This is a genomic window from Xenorhabdus kozodoii (assembly GCF_002632875.1).
Lineage (GTDB): Bacteria > Pseudomonadota > Gammaproteobacteria > Enterobacterales > Enterobacteriaceae > Xenorhabdus > Xenorhabdus kozodoii.
This window is the reverse complement of record NZ_NJCX01000008.1, coordinates 123643-142199: the sequence shown is the minus strand read 5'-3', so window position 1 is coordinate 142199 and position 18557 is coordinate 123643. Positions and strand designations below refer to the sequence as shown.

The window sequence follows — 18557 nt, the reverse complement described above, 5'->3', positions numbered from 1 at the left end:
GGTAATCTGACACTGTGAATTCTGGCAATGGGATGAAGAATCAACGAACCCCTTTTCGCGATCATTCGGCTGAATTGGCCTTATTTATACGCCGCGCATTCGTGGCGTTTATAGGCATTATTATTTTGACAGGCATCCTCATTGCCAATCTCTATCATCTCCAGATCACACGCCACGAAGATTACCAGACCCGTTCAAACGGGAATCGCATTAAGCTCGTTCCCATAGCCCCAAGCAGGGGCATTATTTATGATCGCAATGGTACACCACTGGCAACTAATCGAACCATTTATCAGTTAGAGATCGTGCCACAAAAAGTTGCAGACCTTGATAAGACATTAAATGAGTTACGCTCCGTCGTTGGGCTGACTGATGAAGATATTGAAAACTTCAAAAAAGAGCGTCAACGCGCACGCCGTTTTGCGCCTATTGCGCTAAAAACCTCATTGAACCCCGTCCAGGTTGCGCGGTTCTCCGTCAATCAATATCGCTTTACCGGGCTGGAAATCAAGGGTTACCAACGCCGCTATTACCCGTATGGCTCCGCTCTCACCCATGTGATCGGCTACGTTGCCAAAATCAACGATAAAGATGTAGAACGATTAGAAAAAGAAGGCATTTTTGCAGACTATTCAGCCACCCATGATATCGGTAAATTGGGTATTGAACGCTATTATGAATCCATCTTGCATGGCAAACCCGGTTATGAAGAAGTCGAAGTCAACAACCGTGGTAAAGTTATCCGCCAACTACACGAACAGCCGCCACAGGCCGGCAAAGACATTTACCTGTCAATCGACTTAGAACTACAAACCTATATTGAAGAGATACTGACGACTAGCCGTGCGGGTGTTGTGGTTACCGATCCCCGGACAGGGGAAGTTTTGGCTATGGTGTCCAACCCAAGCTATGATCCGAATCTGTTTGTCGATGGTATTTCGAGCCAGGACTATAAGTCTCTGCTCAATGATCCCGATCGCCCCTTAATTAACCGTGCCACACAAGGTGCTTATCCACCCGCATCGACAGTGAAGCCGTTTATTGCCGTTGCAGCCCTCACGAGTGATGTCATTACAAAGAACACCACCATCAATGATCCTGGTTGGTGGGTGCTGCCCGGATCAGAAAAACGTTACCGTGATTGGCGGCGTTGGGGACATGGCAAACTCAATGTACATAAATCGATTGTCGAATCAGCGGATACCTTTTTCTATCAAGTCGCCTATGATATGGGTATCGATAAGTTGTCTGAATGGATGACAAAATTTGGTTATGGTCAATTTACAGGCATTGATTTGAAGGAAGAAAACCCCGGTAATATGCCGACCCGTGAATGGAAACTCAAACGCTATAAAAAGCCGTGGTATCAAGGCGATACCATTTCCGTTGGTATCGGCCAAGGATATTGGACGGCAACGCCGATGCAGATGGTAAAAGCCTTAATGATCTTAATTAACGATGGTGAAGTAAAAACGCCTCATTTCTTGATGAATACTCGCGTCAATGGCGAAATGCAGCCTTACCAACCGCCGGTCAGTGAACCTATTGGGGACATTCATTCTGGGTATTGGGAAATTGCTAAAGATGGCATGCTTGGGGTTGCCAATGCCCCAAATGGCACAGCACGGAGGTTCTTTGCGGGTACACCCTATAAAGCAGCCGTCAAATCAGGTACTGCCCAGGTTTTCAGTTATGAAACCTACAATGCCAGTAAACTTGCTGAACATTTGCGCGACCATAAGCTGATGATTGCCTTTGCCCCTTATGACAACCCGAAGGTTGCCGTTTCCATCATTCTTGAAAATGGTGGCTCTGGGCCGCCGGTTGGCACTATCGTTCGCCAAATTCTGGATCATATTTTACTCAGGAATAACCAAAATACCGCTCCTGCCGGCACCGCTGCTAAAACAGGGGTCAGTACGACCAAGACACCCGCTACTCAGAGCAGAAACTAATTGAGTAACACTATGACAGACTCATCAAACAAGGTTCCTTTTTGGACCCGACTACATATCGATATTCCGCTACTGCTGTGCGTTTTGGCATTGCTGATCTACAGCCTGTTTATTATGTGGAGCGCCAGTGGGCAAGATATCGACATGATGGAGCGAAAAATAGGCCAGGTCATCATGGGGCTTATCGTGATGATTGCCTTAGCTCAAATTCCTCCACGCATATACGAAAATTGGGCGCCTTATCTTTATATTGCCTGTGTCATTTTGCTCATCTTCGTTGATGTTTTTGGGCAGATTAGTAAGGGGGCGCAGCGCTGGCTGGATCTGGGCATTGTGCGCTTTCAGCCATCAGAAATTGCCAAAATCGCTGTGCCTTTGATGGTGGCTCGCTTTATGAATCGAGATCTGTGTCCACCTTCGCTGAAAAATACGGGCATTGCACTGGTCTTGACCTTTGTTCCTACTCTGCTGGTCGCAGCGCAACCCGATTTAGGCACCTCTATACTGATTGCGGCCTCTGGGATATTCATCCTCTTTTTGGCGGGAATGAATTGGAAGTTAATTGGCGTTGCCGTTTTACTGCTTGCCTGTTTCATCCCAATATTGTGGTTCTTCCTGATGCATGATTACCAACGCGCCCGCGTTATGATGCTATTAGACCCGGAAAGTGATCCATTGGGCAAAGGCTACCATATCATCCAATCCAAAATTGCGATTGGCTCAGGGGGAATATTTGGAAAAGGCTGGCTACAAGGCACTCAATCGCAACTGGAATTCCTGCCGGAGCGACATACCGACTTTATTTTCGCCGTTTTATCTGAAGAGTTAGGGTTAATTGGCGTTTTGGTTTTGCTCGGACTTTATTTGCTCGTCATTATACGTGGTTTGTTTATAGCCACCCAAGCGCAAAACACCTTTGGCCGGGTCATGGTCGGAGGATTAATACTGATTTTCTTTGTCTATATCTTTGTCAATATCGGCATGGTAAGCGGTATCCTGCCGGTAGTCGGTGTCCCCCTGCCGTTGATTAGTTATGGGGGATCGGCATTGATTGTCCTGATGGCGGGGTTCGGCATTATCATGTCGATACATACACATCGTAAGTTATTGTCCAAAAGTCTATGAGGAAGAAGTTTCATGCGTCAACAGTGGCTTATACTTAGCATCGTTACAGTACTACTATCAGGCTGTAACCTAACCGGTAGCGATCAGACATCTTCCCTTCCCGCAGTTCCGACTCGTGATGTTTTGGGTGCTGAGCCTCTCTATGAGCCTTACCATCCAAGCGCTAATCGAGATTATCAACGGGATGGGCAAACCTATCACATCGTGCAAGATCCGGCTCATTTTACCCAAACCGGTTATGCCAGTTGGTTCGGTGAAGGGTCCAATGGAAAACTGACGGCAATTGGTGAACGGGCCAGCCCCTATGCGTTAGAGGCAGCACATCCGACGTTACCGATTCCCAGTTATGTTCGTGTGACCAACTTAAGCAATGGGCGCATGATGATTGTCAGGATCAATGATCGCGGTCCTTACAATAAGCCGGGAAAAATCATTGAATTATCTCGTGCCGCAGCAGAACGGCTCAATTTAATGCCACAGAGCAAAGTGAAATTGGATGGTATCCTCGTTTCACCTGATGGCTCACTTTCCGGTTTAGGCACTGCAGGATCGACGTTCGTTAAGCAGAGCTTTGCTTTACCTGAAAGGCCTAATCTGGGTTCCCCGTCATCAACGCCGCCTGCGGTGACAGATGATCCTGCTGACAAAAAGACTGTGCAGCCGTTAGCAACAGAGCAAGCGCCGGCTGAAAATACAGCCGGCCAATCGGTTACTCCTCCGTCGGTGGCAACCCCTTCAGCGCCAGAATCAGCAAGCGGTTTTATGGTGCAAGTCGGCGCAGTCAGTACTGAACAAAAAGCCAAAGACTGGCAACAATCGTTGAGCCAGCGCTTTGATGTCCAAGGGCGTATTATCCAATTTGGTAACGTCTTTCGCGTCCAACTGGGGCCATTCAATAGCCGCCAGCAAGCGCTGGAGCTACAAAAAAAATTGACGGATCAGATGCATCAATCCTCGTTTATTGTTGCGCCCTGAACCCTGAACCCTGAATCCGAATGGCGATAAATAGCATCACCGCCTGCTGATATTTTCCTGTCAGCAGGCAGATAAAATCGGCGGCATCAATTTTGTTTAATGTCAGCTTTTTTTTCATTTGTTATTATGTCACTTATTATCAATCCTTCTCTCACGGATGTTATCTAATCAATCATGAAATACATCGTTACTTCCCGTCTTATTAAAAATGCCACGTTAGGCATTGCCCTCGCTGCCAGTGTTTCCGTATCTGCCAACGCGGATGATAATTTCAAAACCATGATCCCAGGCGTGCCAGAACTGGATTCAGAGGCCTATATTCTGATTGATTACAACTCAGGAAAGGTATTGGCCGAAAAGAGTGCAGATGTCCGCCGCGATCCCGCAAGTCTGACCAAAATGATGACCAGCTATGTCATTGGCCAGGCCATCAAATCAGGCAAAATCAAACCGGATGATATCGTGACTGTCGGTAAAGATGCCTGGGCAACGGGTAATCCGATATTTAAAGGTTCGTCCCTGATGTTTTTAAAACCGGGTGATCAGGTTTCTGTCGCTATGCTCTCCCGTGGTATCAACCTGCAATCGGGCAACGATGCGTGTGTCGCGATGGCAGACTATGTGGCAGGCAGCCAAGATGCATTCGTCAGTTTGATGAATCAATATGTGCAAAGTTTGGGGCTGAAAAATACACATTTTCAAACCGTTCACGGTCTGGATGCCAACGGGCAATACAGCTCCGCCCATGATATGGCATTGATTGGTCGAGCCTTAATCCGCGATGTGCCGGATGAATACGCTATCTACAAAGAAAAAGATTTTACTTACAACAACATCCACCAGCCTAATCGCAATGGTTTGCTGTGGGATAAGAGCCTGAGTGTTGACGGTATTAAAACAGGCCACACCAGCGGCGCAGGATATAACCTGGTTGCTTCGGCTACCGAAGGCAATATGCGCCTGATTTCGGCTGTGATGGGCAGCCCAACCTCCAGAGGACGTGAAACCGACAGCAAAAAACTGCTGACGTGGGGCTTCCGTTTCTTCGAAACCGTTTCACCACTGCAAGTCGGTAAGGAATTTGCGTCAGAGCCAATCTGGTTTGGTGATACGGATAAGGTCCAACTGGGCGTTGAACAAGATGTTTACCTGACTATCCCTCGTGGTCGTTTGAAAGACCTGAAAGCCAGCTATGTATTGGACAATACCGAACTGCATGCACCACTCGCCAAAAATCAAGTTGTTGGAACCATCAACTTCCAGCTTGATGGTAAAACCATTGAACAACGCCCATTAGTCGTGATGCAGGAAGTCAAAGAGGGTGGTTTCTTTAGCCGCCTAATCGACTATATCCGACTGATGTTCCATCATTGGTTCGGTTAATCCCTTGAAAGGCGATTATTGAGCCTTATATTAATGACATATCGTTATAAAATTATCACGCCACGGTAGATCAATCACTATGCCGTGGCAAATCTCTTTTAGGAGCGCCCATGAAAACGAAATTAAATGAACTGCTTGAGTTCCCTTGCTCATTCACCTACAAAGTGATGGGATTAGCTCAACCTGAGCTGCTGGATCAAGTAATTGAAGTCGTTCAGCGCCATGCACCGGGCGATTACTCCCCAATCGTGAAACCAAGCAGCAAAGGCAATTACCATTCTGTCTCCATTACCATCAATGCGACCCATATTGAGCAAGTTGAAACCTTGTATGAAGAGTTAGGTAAGCTGGAGTTGGTTCGCGTAGTGCTGTGATGGTGCAATCGTACTGTTAAAAAGGCTTACGCGATTTTGCAAAACACCATGTACTGCCATCCGGTACAGGCAGCAGTACATGATAACCTTTTAAATATATTGGCACATATCAACTTATTTATGGCTAAAGGCTGCTCAAAAACGCCAAAACGCTTTTGAACATAAAATCAGTATTGGGTAAATTTCCAACCGTCCCAACAACATGGCCGCACACATCATCCATTTTGCTATGGGATCAAGATCTCCGAAGCCTTGCGCCGTCGTGCCATATCCTATCCCCATATTATTGATGCATGCGGCAGTAGTCGCAAATGAAGTGACCAAATCATAACCGAGCAAGTTCAAAGCCCAGACAAAGAAACAACTAAAAAAGACATAGAGGAAGAAGAACCCCCAGACAGAACGCAGCACTCTTTCCTGAACCGCAGATTGACCAATTTTAATCGTTGAGATGGCATTTGGATGAATGAGCTGGTTAATTTCACTGAAGCTCTGTTTTGCCAGGATCATAAAACGGAGGGCTTTTATGCCTCCACACGTTGATCCCACGCAGCCACCAAAAAAACTGACAGCAAGCAACAATAATATCGTATGGGGAGGCCACTGGGCATAATCAGAAGTCGCCAAGCCATTATCCGTCATCATGGAACTGGTCATGAAAAAGCCATGAACAAAGGCTTCTTTCACGCCATACATGCCGGAACGGTATAATTCCAGCCAGATAATGGCAACGATCGCCGCCAATACCAGCAAGAAAAATTGCAGTTCAGCATTTTTTAGTAGTGGTTTTAAGCTCCTGCGCGTCAAGGCGATAAAATAGAGCGTAAAGTTGACCGCTGACAGGACCGAAAAAACCCCCCCCACCATTTCAATGGCGGCGCTGTCGTAATAACCCAGGCTTTCATTACGGGTAGAAAATCCCCCCAAGGAAACCGTTGAGATCCCATGGCAGATAGCATCAAACCACGACATACCTGCCGCCCAGAAGCTGACTGAACAAATCCCTCCCAGCAACAAATACACAACCCATAGGCTCTTAGCACTGTCTGCAAGCCGTGGCGTCAAGCGTTCTTCTTTAAAAGGGCCGGGCATTTCTGATTGATACAGTTTGGCGCCACCAATTCCCAGTAAAGGCAAAATAGCAACAGCCAGGACGATGACACCTAAGCCGCCGATAAAATTGAGCTGGGCACGGTAATAGAGCATGGATTTGGGCAGGGCTGAAACATCATTCAATACCGTGGCACCGGTGGTCGTGATGCCAGATATTCCTTCGAACATCGCATCCACCAGATTGATATTTAAGCTATTGTCGAGCAAAAAAGGCAAGGCACTGAGCAACGAAAAGAGCAACCAGAAGAGTACAATGATAAGAAATCCATCTTGCGTACTGGGCTGCGCCTTAGTTTTACGGGTAAAGTACCAGCCTACTCCGCCGGTAACCAAGCCAATGACAAATGTTTCAAAAAAAGCAAAAACACTTTTTTCTTGATAAAACAAAGCCACAGAAAAAGGCAGCAACATTGAGAGGCTATAAAGGAGCACCAGAAAACTACAAAGATGCCCAACAATGAGAAGTTGGTTTTTTTTGACCATCTGTTAGCTCAAAAAGGAGATTAAAGAGAAAATTACCAAAATATATAACCATGATAATATAAAATAAAAATATATTCTTCTAATGAACAATATTATTACATTAAGTCATTCTCAAACTGGTGGGAATCCTCTTACAGCGTTATACTGACGGGCACTTTTGTTAACGAATGATGAAATTTCCATTGCAACATAACACCGTTATTTTACGCCAGTTAGGTATTCAGCCCTACGAACCGGTTTCTGATGCCATGCACCAATTCACCGAACAACGTACGGCAGAAACACCGGATGAAATCTGGCTTGTCCAACACGAAAAAGTCTTTACGCAAGGTCAGGCCGGCAAAACTGAGCATATACTTGCACCTGGTGATATCCCTGTTGTCCAGTCAGACAGGGGAGGACAAGTCACTTATCATGGTCCCGGACAGCAGGTCATGTATGTTTTGATTGACTTGAAACGGGCAAAAATCGGGGTGCGTCAATTGGTCACTTCAATCGAAAATACCGTGATTGAAACGCTGGCACATTTTGGTGTGGAAGCCTATGCCCGTCCGGATGCACCAGGCGTTTATGTTGCAGGTAACAAAATATGCTCCCTTGGTTTGCGTATCCGCAAAGGATGCTCTTTCCATGGTCTGGCACTGAATATTGCAATGGACTTACAGCCATTTTTACGCATCAACCCTTGTGGTTATGCAGGCATGCAGATGATCCAACTCAGTGACCTCGTCACCGGAGTAACGATTAAAGATGTACAACCCGTTCTGGTGGAAAAATTCTGTCAGATCTTGGGATTTCAACTCATCAATGAAAGATGATATAATTTTTTAACATTTTTCAAAAAAATTTGAATGGACTTATTGCCTCGATATTTTTCTCATCACCACCAGGCAGTAAGTCAAAATCTGAAGAATATAACTGGAACCAGCACGATTATGAGTAAACCAATTCAGATGGAACGTGGTGTCAAATACCGCGACGCAGACAAGATGGCTTTGATCCCGGTGAAAACAATCGCCACAGAACGTGAAGCACTCTTGCGTAAACCTGAGTGGATGAAAATCAAACTTCCTGCGGATTCCAGCCGCATTCAGGGTATCAAAGCGGCAATGCGCAAAAATGGGTTGCATTCCGTCTGTGAAGAAGCCTCCTGCCCTAACCTTGCGGAGTGCTTTAACCACGGAACCGCCACTTTTATGATCCTCGGCGCCATCTGTACTCGTCGCTGTCCATTCTGTGACGTCGCTCATGGTCGCCCAAATGCACCTGATGCCAATGAACCTATCAAGCTCGCGCAGACTATCCAGGATATGAAGCTGCGTTATGTCGTTATCACCTCTGTTGACCGTGATGATTTGCGTGATGGTGGTGCCCAGCATTTTGCTGACTGTATCGCAGCTATTCGTGAAAAAAACCCATCAATTAAGATCGAAACTTTGGTGCCGGATTTCCGCGGCCGTATGGATCGTGCCCTGGAAATTCTGACTGCAACCCCGCCTGATGTGTTCAACCATAATTTGGAAAACGTGCCACGGGTTTATCGTCAAGTTCGTCCGGGCGCTAACTATGACTGGTCGTTGAAACTATTGGAAAAATTCAAGGCAGCGCATCCAGATATCCCAACTAAATCAGGCTTAATGGTGGGATTAGGCGAAACCAACGAAGAAATTTTAGAGGTGATGCGCGATTTACGCAGACACGGTGTCACCATGCTGACTTTGGGGCAATATTTACAACCAAGCCGCCATCACTTACCGGTGCAGCGTTATGTCAGCCCCGCTGAATTTGATGAAATGAAAGAAGCCGCGTTAGAGATGGGCTTTACTCATGCTGCCTGTGGCCCGTTTGTTCGCTCTTCTTACCATGCTGACTTGCAGGCCAAGGGCATCGAAATCAAATAAGTGGTTTCCACCATCATAATGAATATTGTGTTTGCTGTATTTATTGGTGGTGGTCTGGGGAGCGTACTGCGCTGGCTCATCAGCCTCCGCCTGAACAGTCCTTCCTCCCCCATTGCCGTTGGTACACTGGCGGCTAATTGTATTGGCGCATTTATCATTGGGTTAGGTTTGGCCTACTTTAACAAAGCCACACACCTCGATCCGGTTTGGAAGCTAATGCTAACGACAGGTTTTTGCGGAGGGTTAACCACCTTTTCCACTTTTTCTGTCGAAGTGGTTTATCTCTTACAGGCAGGAAAAATAGGTTGGGCGCTAGCCAGTCTCTTGATGAATGTGATTGGTTCATTGTTGATGACAACATTGGCTTTTGCACTCATGAACAAACTGTAATGATCTGATAACCCTCTAAAAACCCATAAGATAAAAAAACCCGTTATCAAAACGGGTTTTCAAAATATGGGATTCGAAATTAGATTGCGACAACGTTTGCAGCAGATGGACCTTTCGCACCCTCAGTAATTTCAAACTCTACTTTTTGGCCTTCGGCCAGAGTCTTAAATCCGTTAGACTGAATGGCTGAAAAGTGTACAAAAACATCCTTACTACCATCTTCCGGAGTGATAAAACCGAACCCTTTGGATTCATTAAACCACTTAACGTTACCTTTAATTTTTGACATTAAAACTTACCTTTAATAAACAAGACACGAACTCAGCGTCACGACGTACAGTACAGCAAATAATATAGTCCACTGTCTGCAACATAGATCACGAAACATATAACCGAATGTAAAAAAACAGACTTTTTGTTTAATTACATTGATTGATTTTATACGTCAATGGTGGTTTCACAAATAAATTAGCGTTTTATTTTACTTCTGTTTACTTTTCTGCTCTTTTCATGAGCCAGTAACCACCTTTTGATCGCCAGCCCACCGGTATAGCCGACCAATTTACCATCATGTCCAATCACCCGATGACAAGGCACGATTAATGAAATAGGATTGCGTGAATTTGCCATACTGACCACACAACAATAATTGACCGAACCCAACATTCGCCCAAAATACGCCTGCTGAGAATGTGAAAAAAACTTCCAGGACAACCATCAAACTGTCTCCAATGCCCGGCAGGAAGCATGGCTGTTCAGCCCGCCCGCGGGGCACAGGCCAGTGCCGGATCTGGAAAAGAGCAAAAAGCAAGGTGGTTATTCGCTGGCGCTTACCTTCAAATAGACAATAAAATTATTTAAATAAACTCACATCATAAAATAGTCTTATAAAAAAGAGTTCAATAAAAATAATTTGTTATTATTTCCACGAGGATTTCCATCTTTTATTTATATAAACTTAATTAATGAAATATTTATTTTTATTATTTTATTGGAAATGTTTTAATGCGTAGTCTAATATTTATATATGTCAATATTAATTATAGAATGTCGTTGTCGTTTTTTAATTGAATCCCGTTCGTCGTATTGGGCGTACATTTTATCTCATTAAATAATATTATATTTTCATGGAACTATTCCTAGTATAGTTCCGTTTGCATTTTAGAAAAATAAAAAAACCCTCAAGATAATCACTACATCTATGCCACTGATAATTATCAATTTTCTATTCATGATGTTGATATTAAAAATACTATAAAACGATAACGACACTTTTAGATATGATTACCGAAGGTTTACTCATCACACAACAGATAGTCATCTTTATCTTTGGTTTCTGTGGGGGAAATATCAGGCTAGGAGAATAGTGGGCGCTGATTATCAGTCTAAAAAATATTATTTTCCTGATTCTGGTAGCACTATAACTAGGGAAGCGACTCCACAAGTCAAAATAGACACAACACCACGTACTGATGTGGTTAGTTTGAGTCGACTTTATTTCAAAAAACCAATAGACAATTTTTGGGTTGATGAAGCGAACCAAGTGCCACAATTTAAATTTCGTGATGTTTATGGCAATGAATCAGTCTAGCTAAAAATTATCATGGATGTCACGGGCAATGATAACGAATTTCACCTACAGGAAGGGTAAAACAGTCTATACCCTATGGATTTCAAGATGCAGCGCGGCGGCAAGGGAATGAACCCCCAGGAGCATAGATAACTCTGTGACTGGGGTGAATGAGCGCAGCCAACAAAGCGGCAACTTGAAAGACGACGGGTATATACCAATCTAACTTCAAGTTGCCGTTTGCAAACCAACGAGAGTGTTTATATCTCCCCGCTTCGCGGGGAGATATAAGACGCATCTTGAAAGGCGATTGGTATATCGCGTTTTAACGACCACAATATTCTGCTCTCAAAGACAGGTGATTAAGATGAGTGATAATTTTTTCTCCCAGGCCGCTAATTTTCAGAGCACAGCAACGGGCCAAGTCGATCCGCGTACCGGGTTATTTAATTACGCGATGCCGCTGGCACACCTTATCGGCAATAACCAGCTTGGGCCAGAGCAGACTTTCGCACTGTCTTATAGCCCGCTCAATTCGGGCAATATTGGTTTTGGCATCGGTTTTTCGCTGGGGCTCACGCACTATAATGCGGAACACCGGTTGTTAATGCTTTCAACCGGCGAACAGTATAAAGTCTTTGAAACCGATGAGCGGGTCTTTTTGAAACAATACAAGCAGGATGTGATTCGGTTTGAAAAAGATGTCGAACAAAATGTTTACCGGGTCATCCATAAATCCGGTCAGGTGGAAATACTGACCGGTCCCCGGAATCTTTATGATCTCAAAGTCCCCACTCACATTATCAACCCACTGGGATGTACTCTGACACTGGATTGGGATTATGGGGGGAAGCCAATCCCCCGCCTTGTTTCAGTCTCAGACGAAAGTCAGGTGCTGTTAAAAATCCAGTATCATACGGCTATCTATACCCGGATTATGGTCTGGCCCGACACACCGGAATCTTATGTTATCCGATTAAACTTTGAGAATGACCGGGTGACTCAGATCCATAATGAGTCGGGTGACCAAACGTTAAGCTGGAAACTGGGGTATGACTCAGGCAGCGGATTCTTAACCCGGATTTCATCACCGACCGGCATGACTGAATTTGTGAATTACGATTTGGAGGGGCATGACTTCCCCAGTGACGCCCACCTGCCACCGTTGCCTTATGTCACCCGGCACACTCAACAAATCAAGCCAGGTTCTGACATCATCAGGGACTATGAATATACCGAATATAATTTTCTGGGGTACGGCAGTCATGGGAGCTGGAATGAGAATGATGACTATCTCTACGGGGTCCTGACAAATTATCACTACGGCTCAACCGAGCATTGGAATAATGGCACAGAACAGCGGCATATTACCCGGCGTTACAATAATTACCACCTGCTGATTTCAGAAAACGCACAGCAAAACAGTTGTCAGCGTCAGCACAAGACAAAATATTATGCCCACATTGGACAAAGTTTTGATAACCAGCCGCCGCAGTTCCAGTTACCGCAATCCGCGACAGTGCGTTTTATCAGTGACAGTGGCCAGCGGGAAGAAGTGACGCAGACTGAATTTGATGCGGCGGGCAACCCGACCGTTCAGGTCGCCCCGGATGGCACCCGTACTGAATGGGTATATTACCCCGCAGAAGGGGAAACCGATCAGTGTCCGGCGGACCCCCACGGGTTTGTGCGTTACGTTAAATCTAAAACTGTGACGCCAGCACCGACAGCGGGCTATAACGATGCGCCGGTGCATCACGTGCGCTATCGTTATGAAACCTTATCCACCCGTTCCGGCAGCCCGAACACCTATGCCGTGGTGTGTACCCGGCAAGAAATGTACAGCGGCAGCCAGTTACTGCAAGCCAGCCAAACCCATTATGTGGATCAGCCGGATCAGCCCCACCACGGGCGGGTGGCATTGATTGAAGAAACGGTCTACAGCGCGCCGGATAACAGGTCAACGGACACCTTGCCGCACTGGACCAGCCAGACGCGCTTCAGCTACAGCCTGACAGACGGAGAGCTGCAAAATACCGTGCAGTGGTGCGGACATGACGGGCTGACCGTCAGTGGCCTCCAGGTGACATCGTGTGTCAGCGGCAAACTCTTGCGGGGACAAGACCCACTGAATTGTACGGCACACTATACCTATGATGCACTGGGACGCCTGCTGAAACAGGAGGATAATGCCGGCACGGATTACGCCCGCGATATTCAGTTTACTTATACCATTGAAGAAAATAACGTGCCCACCACCACCCAACAGGATGTTTGGGGCAATCAGACACGCACCCGGTTTAACGGAAAAGGACAGCCTTATCAAAAGGAAATACTGGCGAAAGGGCAGGAAGCGGCGGGCTGGCGTCAAGTGTCGGGCATCGAGCGGGACAGCTGGGGCCGGGCTATCACGAAAACCTACCATGACTGGTTACCAACGGAAACAGATCCGGAAAAAGAGGCACAGGTCAGGCAGGTTTCCGTTCGCCAGCAAACCACTTACAACAACTGGGGTCAACCCTGCCTGGTCACGGATGACACCGGAAAACGGTTGCGGCAGGAGTATGATCCGGTCACGCTGACAACCCGGCATCAGATGGAAGCGGATGGCCTGTCGTTCAGTTATACAGAAACCGTCTACGACCTGCGGCACCAGCCGTTGACCGTAACGCAATATGACAGTCAGGGACAACCGGCCAGCCAGCAACAAAACGATTATGACGGACTGGGGCGATTACGCGCCACGGTGGATGCGCTGGGGCAGAAGACCGAGTACGGTTATGATGCCTTTAACCGGGTATCGGTGATCCAGTACAGCGATGGCACCGTGGTGCGCAAAAGTTATGCGCCGTTCAGCGTCGGGGCGTTACTGACACAGATAGAAGCCGACGGAAAAGTGCTGGGTATCCGTGAGTTTGACAGCCTGCACCGGGTGATATCCACCACGGTTAGCGACCGTACCCACCGGGCGACCTATCAGGCCAATAATCCGGCACCGATAGCGGTCACCGATGCGCAGGGGCAGACATCGCAGCAACAACATGAACCCCGGCTGGGCAACGCGTTGCTCCAGATGATCACCACGGGTATCCAGCAAAACTTTACCTATGAGGCTAAAACCGGCGCGATGGTCCGGGCGGTGACGGCACAGCAGGCTGTTCAGCAACTCAATTATACCCCGGACGGGCAGTTACAGCAGGAAAGTGTGCGTTTTGACGATACCGGTGCAGGCGCGGCCCGGAACGCAGAATACCGTTACTCGCCAGCGGGCAGGCTGACAGAATACCGGGGATTTTCAACGGCGGAAAACCGAACCCAGCGGCTGCGTTTTGATACGCTGGGGCGGCCGGTTGAAATGGCTGACGAGGCTCTCAGTGTGACCTTTTCCTATGATGCCGCCAGCCGGCTTAACCGCTGGACGGTACAGGATAAAAAAACAACGCAGCAACTGATGACTACGCTGAAGTGGGATGATTTTGGCCGGGAAACGGAACGCCGGATTGAAAGCGACACCGACATACTGACGCTGACGCAGACCTATACCGTTATCGGTCAGATAGCGAGCCGGGCGACCCACTCACAACAGGCCGGATTGTTACGGCAGGAAAGCTACACTTACGACCCTGCCCGCCGCTGGCTGACGGATTATCAGTGCACGGGGAGCGAGTGCCCACGGGATGCTTATGGTATGACGCTGACCCGCCAGCAGTTCACTTATGATCGGCTGGGTAATATCCTGACTTGTATCACCACGCTGGCGGATGGCAGCAGTGATACGGCGACGTTCAGTTACAGCCCGTCCGATGCCTGCCAGTTACAGCGTATTACTCATACCCATCCGGGCTATCCGGCGGAAATTACGCTGGCTTACGATAAAAACGGGCGGCTGATCCGGGATGAGGCCGGGCGAGAGCTTACCTACGATGCGCTGGGCCAGCTCACCTCCGCCACGCTGAACGAAAACACCTGTGGTTACGGGTACGATGCGGCGGGTCGGCTGGCACTGCAACGACTGAACGATACACAGACGCAGGAACTGTATTATTGGGGCAACATACGGGTGATGGAAGTATTGCGGGAAAGCGGGACAGAAACCCACCGGGTACAGGCGAACGGCGTGCCGGCGGCAACCGTCACCGACAGTGGCACGCATTTACTGGGTACTGACCAGCAAGGCAGTGTGCTGGTGAGCCTACAGCATCCCGATACCCTGACCCGCTATCGCTACACGCCGTATGGGCAGCAGGCAACAAACGAACAGGATCCCGCTCAGCCCGCGTATACCGGGGAAGCCTTCGATCCGGTGGGCGGCGGTTATCATCTGGGCAATGGCTACCGGACCTACAATCCGGTACTCATGCGGTTTACTGCCCCGGATAGCTTAAGCCCGTTTGGTGCCGGGGGGCTGAACCCCTATGCATACTGTTTGGGTGATCCGATAAACCGGAGCGATCCCAGCGGGCATATAAGCCTGGGCAGTATTCTGGGCATTGTCTTTGGGACAATAGGTCTGGTCATTGGGCTGGCAATGGCGATCCCGACGGGAGGTGCGTCTCTGACAATTAGCGGCGCGATTTTAGCGGGGATCGGCTTTTTGGGCGATGCGACCGGAATTACCAGTGCGGCGATGGAAGAGAGCAACCCGCAGGCATCAGCGGTGCTGGGCTGGGTATCCCTCTCCCTGGGAGCATTAAGTTTAGGCAGCGGGCTGCTGGGCGGGCTGGCGCGGGGAATGCGGCAAACCGGTGAAAGGTTAACCGAGAGTTTTTCTCATGGCCTGAGTGGCAGGGGGGCAGAGGTGGCGGGAAGTAGCCATAGCTACACTACGGCTGGCTCTCTGACTGTAAGAGAAACAGAGTATGTACGCAGTTTCAGGCAGATTAAGAACCAGGCTGGCCGAGATATTGTGGAAACTATAGGCAATAGCCAGATAAATAATATCGAAATTAATTTGGATAATCTGAGTAGGAGTATAGCTAATCCTTACGAGTATCAATCAACTTATGGAAAGGTTTTAAAATTAGGTTTTTGGGAAACTTCCAGTGGAAGTAATATATGGAGAATAGATAATTCTGTTTCAGTAAAACTTTTTACTGAACAAAGTACTCATGTGAATATTACAGACAGTATTTATTTAAGATTATATGCGCAATTTATTACTGATGATACTGCTGTAACACACGTTACCAATACTAATACAATACGTTCACTCATTGATTATAATTTTACACATCAAACACCTTTTGATGAGATAAGAATGTCACAAATACTACAACTGTGGGGGATGAACAACTATAGAGGAATGTTTAAAGATTGGGCTGCGGCTGATTTATTACTTAGATTTCCTCATAAAGAACAAATAATACAAGAAGTAACAGGTGTTATTTCTCTTAATGACCCATTATCTTATGCTTTATTATATAATATTCTTTTTCCAAATTAAATTTCATAATGATTTTGAGGTTATGATTGTGAAATATGCATCAGATATCTCCCCGCTTCGCGGGGAAATATCAACACTTACATTTAATTGATTTTATACACCAATAGTGGTTTCACAAATAAATTAGCGTTTTATTTTAATTCTGTTTACTTTTCACCTTTCTGCTCTTTTCATGTTCCAGTAGCCACCTTTTGATATCCAGCCCACCGGTATAGCCAACCAATTTACCATCATGTCCAATCACCCGATGACAAGGCACAATTAATGAAACAGGATTGCGTGAATTTGCCATGCCGACCGCACGACAATAATTGACCGAACCTAACGTGAGTGCCAGTTTTTTATAACTCCACATTTCTCCATAAGGAATTTTGCAAAGCTGCTGCCAAACGCGCTTTTGGAATTCAGTGCCCTGCATGCTTAAAGGAACGGTAAACGTTAGCCGTTTCCCTTTAAAATATTCCTGTAACTCTTTCGCGCACTGTTTGGTCATCCCATTTTTTGATTCTAATTCTTTCTTTTCATTGACGAAATAGATACTACTTACTCCTTCATCGTCCGCAGTGATATGTACATAAGGCTTGGGAAATCCTTCTGGAGTATTCAGGTAATGATGATACATAAACTAACCTCCATTTAATTTATTATTAAAAATTTCTGTACTAGCCTAAAGCGCCCATTCATCACTTTGCAATGATGAATTCGATTACACATCTGACAATTTGATAAAGAAACCATCGCGCCCTCTGACAATTAAAATTATGGCTCTGCCAATAAGTTATGACACTTTATTTTTAATGTCACCTATTTAAAAAAGATCAAAACACCACATGTAGACAAAAAATCAAAACAGATAACTATATATAGCTCTAATTTCACAATTAAATTATCTCAATATAATACACATGTGTTCGTTTTTATTATTATTAAATAATATACCACCCCTAAATTTTGCTAAAAGTGTTATCCTTTATGACACACAGAGGCATATCATTGGTCTATTCTAGGTTAGAAAACGACAATTGGGGGAAATTCCCCTAAAAGAGATACACTACACTGCAACCAATGCACTCAATGGTGTGAAAAAGCCAGTTATCCCCAAGCATTAAAAGCGTTAACTGATAAACTGTGATAAAGATCATCTCCCAATCACTCAAGCATCTGACTTTTTTCTGAACAAGACCCCTTTTCTATCCTTAGCACAGTGAAATAATGAACGATAACCAATGAATTTAAATTAATTATTTCACCCAGCCTTAAGTATTACATTTCATATCTGTTAACATTCTGTTTAATATAAAAAACTCACTGAAAAATTAGCCATAAACACTCCAAGAATAGAAAAAACAAAATAAACATTTAGCTACTTAATTTCAATTCCATTCAATATGGTTAATAAATAACAAAAAACAACAAATATAAACAACATACTCTTTTGTTATATCCTCACTTATATCCCAAAAAACTCCATTTTAAAGCCTTAAACATAGAATCATATTCAACAACCCCATAAATATTAAATATATCGCGATGATAATTTTATCCCATCACTTTTTTATGGATTTTTATGCAATGATAACCCCCACACTGATAACCAAAAAATAAAGAATAAAAAACCAAGAAAATGTAAAAAATCAAAATAATACCCTAAACATATAAATAAATTAATTTTATACAGGATAATAATCTTTCATTGTTTTCTGAAATTCAATTCATTTATTGAGCTGAATTTCTCTAAATAATTATCCAAAAATCCATTTTCTCACCCCCATATTATGCCATAGGAAACATAACCATTGTATTAATGATGTTAAATAAGGGGTTGTCAGCGTATTTTAATATGTT

14 protein-coding genes and 1 pseudogene are annotated in these 18557 nt (G+C 45.6%); 10 read left to right on the top strand and 5 right to left on the bottom strand.

The annotated features are described in order from the left end of the window. Positions 1-32: 32 nt before the first annotated feature. From mrdA to rlpA, 3 genes are read left to right on the top strand one after another with little or no spacing between them, the layout of a single operon-like run. Positions 33-1955: a peptidoglycan DD-transpeptidase MrdA gene (gene mrdA, locus Xkoz_RS26710; protein ID WP_099141518.1), complete on the top strand. Its 1923-nt coding sequence runs from the start codon at positions 33-35 to the stop codon at positions 1953-1955. A 12-nt stretch (positions 1956-1967) separates the two neighbouring features. Further along, positions 1968-3080, top strand: a complete 1113-nt coding sequence (gene mrdB / locus Xkoz_RS26705; protein WP_099141517.1) for a peptidoglycan glycosyltransferase MrdB — start codon at positions 1968-1970, stop codon at positions 3078-3080. A 12-nt stretch (positions 3081-3092) separates the two neighbouring features. After that, positions 3093-4055, top strand: a complete 963-nt coding sequence (gene rlpA / locus Xkoz_RS26700; protein ID WP_099141516.1) for an endolytic peptidoglycan transglycosylase RlpA — start codon at positions 3093-3095, stop codon at positions 4053-4055. Here rlpA and Xkoz_RS26695 read toward each other — a convergent pair. Beyond that, on the bottom strand, positions 4039-4173 hold the full coding sequence (locus tag Xkoz_RS26695; protein WP_279627394.1) for a hypothetical protein: 135 nt from the start codon (positions 4171-4173) through the stop codon (positions 4039-4041). The genes rlpA and Xkoz_RS26695 overlap by 17 nt on opposite strands. A gap of 56 nt (positions 4174-4229) precedes the next feature. Between Xkoz_RS26695 and dacA the strand changes: the two genes are divergently transcribed. Both dacA and ybeD read left to right on the top strand, forming a co-directional pair. Next, on the top strand, positions 4230-5438 hold the full coding sequence (gene dacA / locus Xkoz_RS26690) for a D-alanyl-D-alanine carboxypeptidase DacA (protein WP_099141515.1): 1209 nt from the start codon (positions 4230-4232) through the stop codon (positions 5436-5438). Positions 5439-5548: 110 nt separating this feature from the next. After that, positions 5549-5812, top strand: a complete 264-nt coding sequence (gene ybeD, locus Xkoz_RS26685) for a DUF493 family protein YbeD (RefSeq protein WP_099141514.1) — start codon at positions 5549-5551, stop codon at positions 5810-5812. Positions 5813-5947: 135 nt separating this feature from the next. On the opposite strand, the gene Xkoz_RS26680 is transcribed toward ybeD, so the two are convergent. Beyond that, the gene (locus tag Xkoz_RS26680; RefSeq protein WP_099141513.1) at positions 5948-7408 is read right to left on the bottom strand and encodes a TrkH family potassium uptake protein; all 1461 of its coding nucleotides are present in this window, start codon (positions 7406-7408) and stop codon (positions 5948-5950) included. 170 nt (positions 7409-7578) lie between these two features. Between Xkoz_RS26680 and lipB the strand changes: the two genes are divergently transcribed. The 3 genes from lipB (at position 7579) to crcB (ending at position 9699) form a co-directional block, all read left to right on the top strand. Beyond that, positions 7579-8226 carry a lipoyl(octanoyl) transferase LipB gene (lipB, locus tag Xkoz_RS26675; RefSeq protein WP_208615222.1) on the top strand — a complete coding sequence of 216 codons (648 nt, stop codon included), beginning with the start codon at positions 7579-7581 and terminating at the stop codon, positions 8224-8226. Positions 8227-8343: 117 nt separating this feature from the next. Then, positions 8344-9309 carry a lipoyl synthase gene (gene lipA / locus Xkoz_RS26670; RefSeq protein WP_099141512.1) on the top strand — a complete coding sequence of 322 codons (966 nt, stop codon included), beginning with the start codon at positions 8344-8346 and terminating at the stop codon, positions 9307-9309. Between the two features lie 15 nt (positions 9310-9324). Next, a complete protein-coding gene (gene crcB / locus Xkoz_RS26665; RefSeq protein WP_099141547.1) occupies positions 9325-9699 on the top strand; it encodes a fluoride efflux transporter CrcB in 375 nt (124 codons plus the stop codon). Positions 9700-9778: 79 nt separating this feature from the next. Here crcB and cspE read toward each other — a convergent pair whose 3' ends face one another. Continuing rightward, positions 9779-9988, bottom strand: a complete 210-nt coding sequence (gene cspE / locus Xkoz_RS26660) for a transcription antiterminator/RNA stability regulator CspE (RefSeq protein ID WP_045969514.1) — start codon at positions 9986-9988, stop codon at positions 9779-9781. A gap of 179 nt (positions 9989-10167) precedes the next feature. Then, positions 10168-10362 (bottom strand): annotated as a pseudogene (locus Xkoz_RS26655) (methylated-DNA--[protein]-cysteine S-methyltransferase); the annotation flags it as partial. Between the two features lie 703 nt (positions 10363-11065). On the opposite strand from Xkoz_RS26655, the gene Xkoz_RS26650 reads away from it, so the two are divergent. Beyond that, the gene (locus tag Xkoz_RS26650; protein ID WP_099141511.1) at positions 11066-11290 is read left to right on the top strand and encodes a hypothetical protein; all 225 of its coding nucleotides are present in this window, start codon (positions 11066-11068) and stop codon (positions 11288-11290) included. Between the two features lie 346 nt (positions 11291-11636). Further along, positions 11637-16712, top strand: coding sequence for an RHS repeat domain-containing protein (locus Xkoz_RS26645; protein ID WP_099141509.1), 5076 nt, complete (start codon positions 11637-11639; stop codon positions 16710-16712). A gap of 136 nt (positions 16713-16848) precedes the next feature. On the opposite strand, the gene Xkoz_RS26640 is transcribed toward Xkoz_RS26645, so the two are convergent. Then, the gene (locus Xkoz_RS26640) at positions 16849-17334 is read right to left on the bottom strand and encodes a methylated-DNA--[protein]-cysteine S-methyltransferase (protein ID WP_099141508.1); all 486 of its coding nucleotides are present in this window, start codon (positions 17332-17334) and stop codon (positions 16849-16851) included. Positions 17335-18557: the final 1223 nt, after the last annotated feature.

What these genes read in the sequence shown, in the direction of transcription:
- Xkoz_RS26645 (WP_099141509.1), top strand. Translation starts at nt 11,637, where the DNA reads ATGAGTGATAATTTTTTCTCCCAGGCCGCTAATTTTCAGAGCACAGCA.
- rlpA (WP_099141516.1), top strand. Translation starts at nt 3,093, where the DNA reads ATGCGTCAACAGTGGCTTATACTTAGCATCGTTACAGTACTACTATCA.
- Xkoz_RS26695 (WP_279627394.1), bottom strand. Translation starts at nt 4,173, where the DNA reads ATGAAAAAAAAGCTGACATTAAACAAAATTGATGCCGCCGATTTTATC.
- cspE (WP_045969514.1), bottom strand. Translation starts at nt 9,988, where the DNA reads ATGTCAAAAATTAAAGGTAACGTTAAGTGGTTTAATGAATCCAAAGGG.
- dacA (WP_099141515.1), top strand. Translation starts at nt 4,230, where the DNA reads ATGAAATACATCGTTACTTCCCGTCTTATTAAAAATGCCACGTTAGGC.
- Xkoz_RS26680 (WP_099141513.1), bottom strand. Translation starts at nt 7,408, where the DNA reads ATGGTCAAAAAAAACCAACTTCTCATTGTTGGGCATCTTTGTAGTTTT.
- mrdB (WP_099141517.1), top strand. Translation starts at nt 1,968, where the DNA reads ATGACAGACTCATCAAACAAGGTTCCTTTTTGGACCCGACTACATATC.
- ybeD (WP_099141514.1), top strand. Translation starts at nt 5,549, where the DNA reads ATGAAAACGAAATTAAATGAACTGCTTGAGTTCCCTTGCTCATTCACC.
- Xkoz_RS26640 (WP_099141508.1), bottom strand. Translation starts at nt 17,334, where the DNA reads ATGTATCATCATTACCTGAATACTCCAGAAGGATTTCCCAAGCCTTAT.
- lipB (WP_208615222.1), top strand. Translation starts at nt 7,579, where the DNA reads ATGAAATTTCCATTGCAACATAACACCGTTATTTTACGCCAGTTAGGT.
- mrdA (WP_099141518.1), top strand. Translation starts at nt 33, where the DNA reads ATGAAGAATCAACGAACCCCTTTTCGCGATCATTCGGCTGAATTGGCC.
- lipA (WP_099141512.1), top strand. Translation starts at nt 8,344, where the DNA reads ATGAGTAAACCAATTCAGATGGAACGTGGTGTCAAATACCGCGACGCA.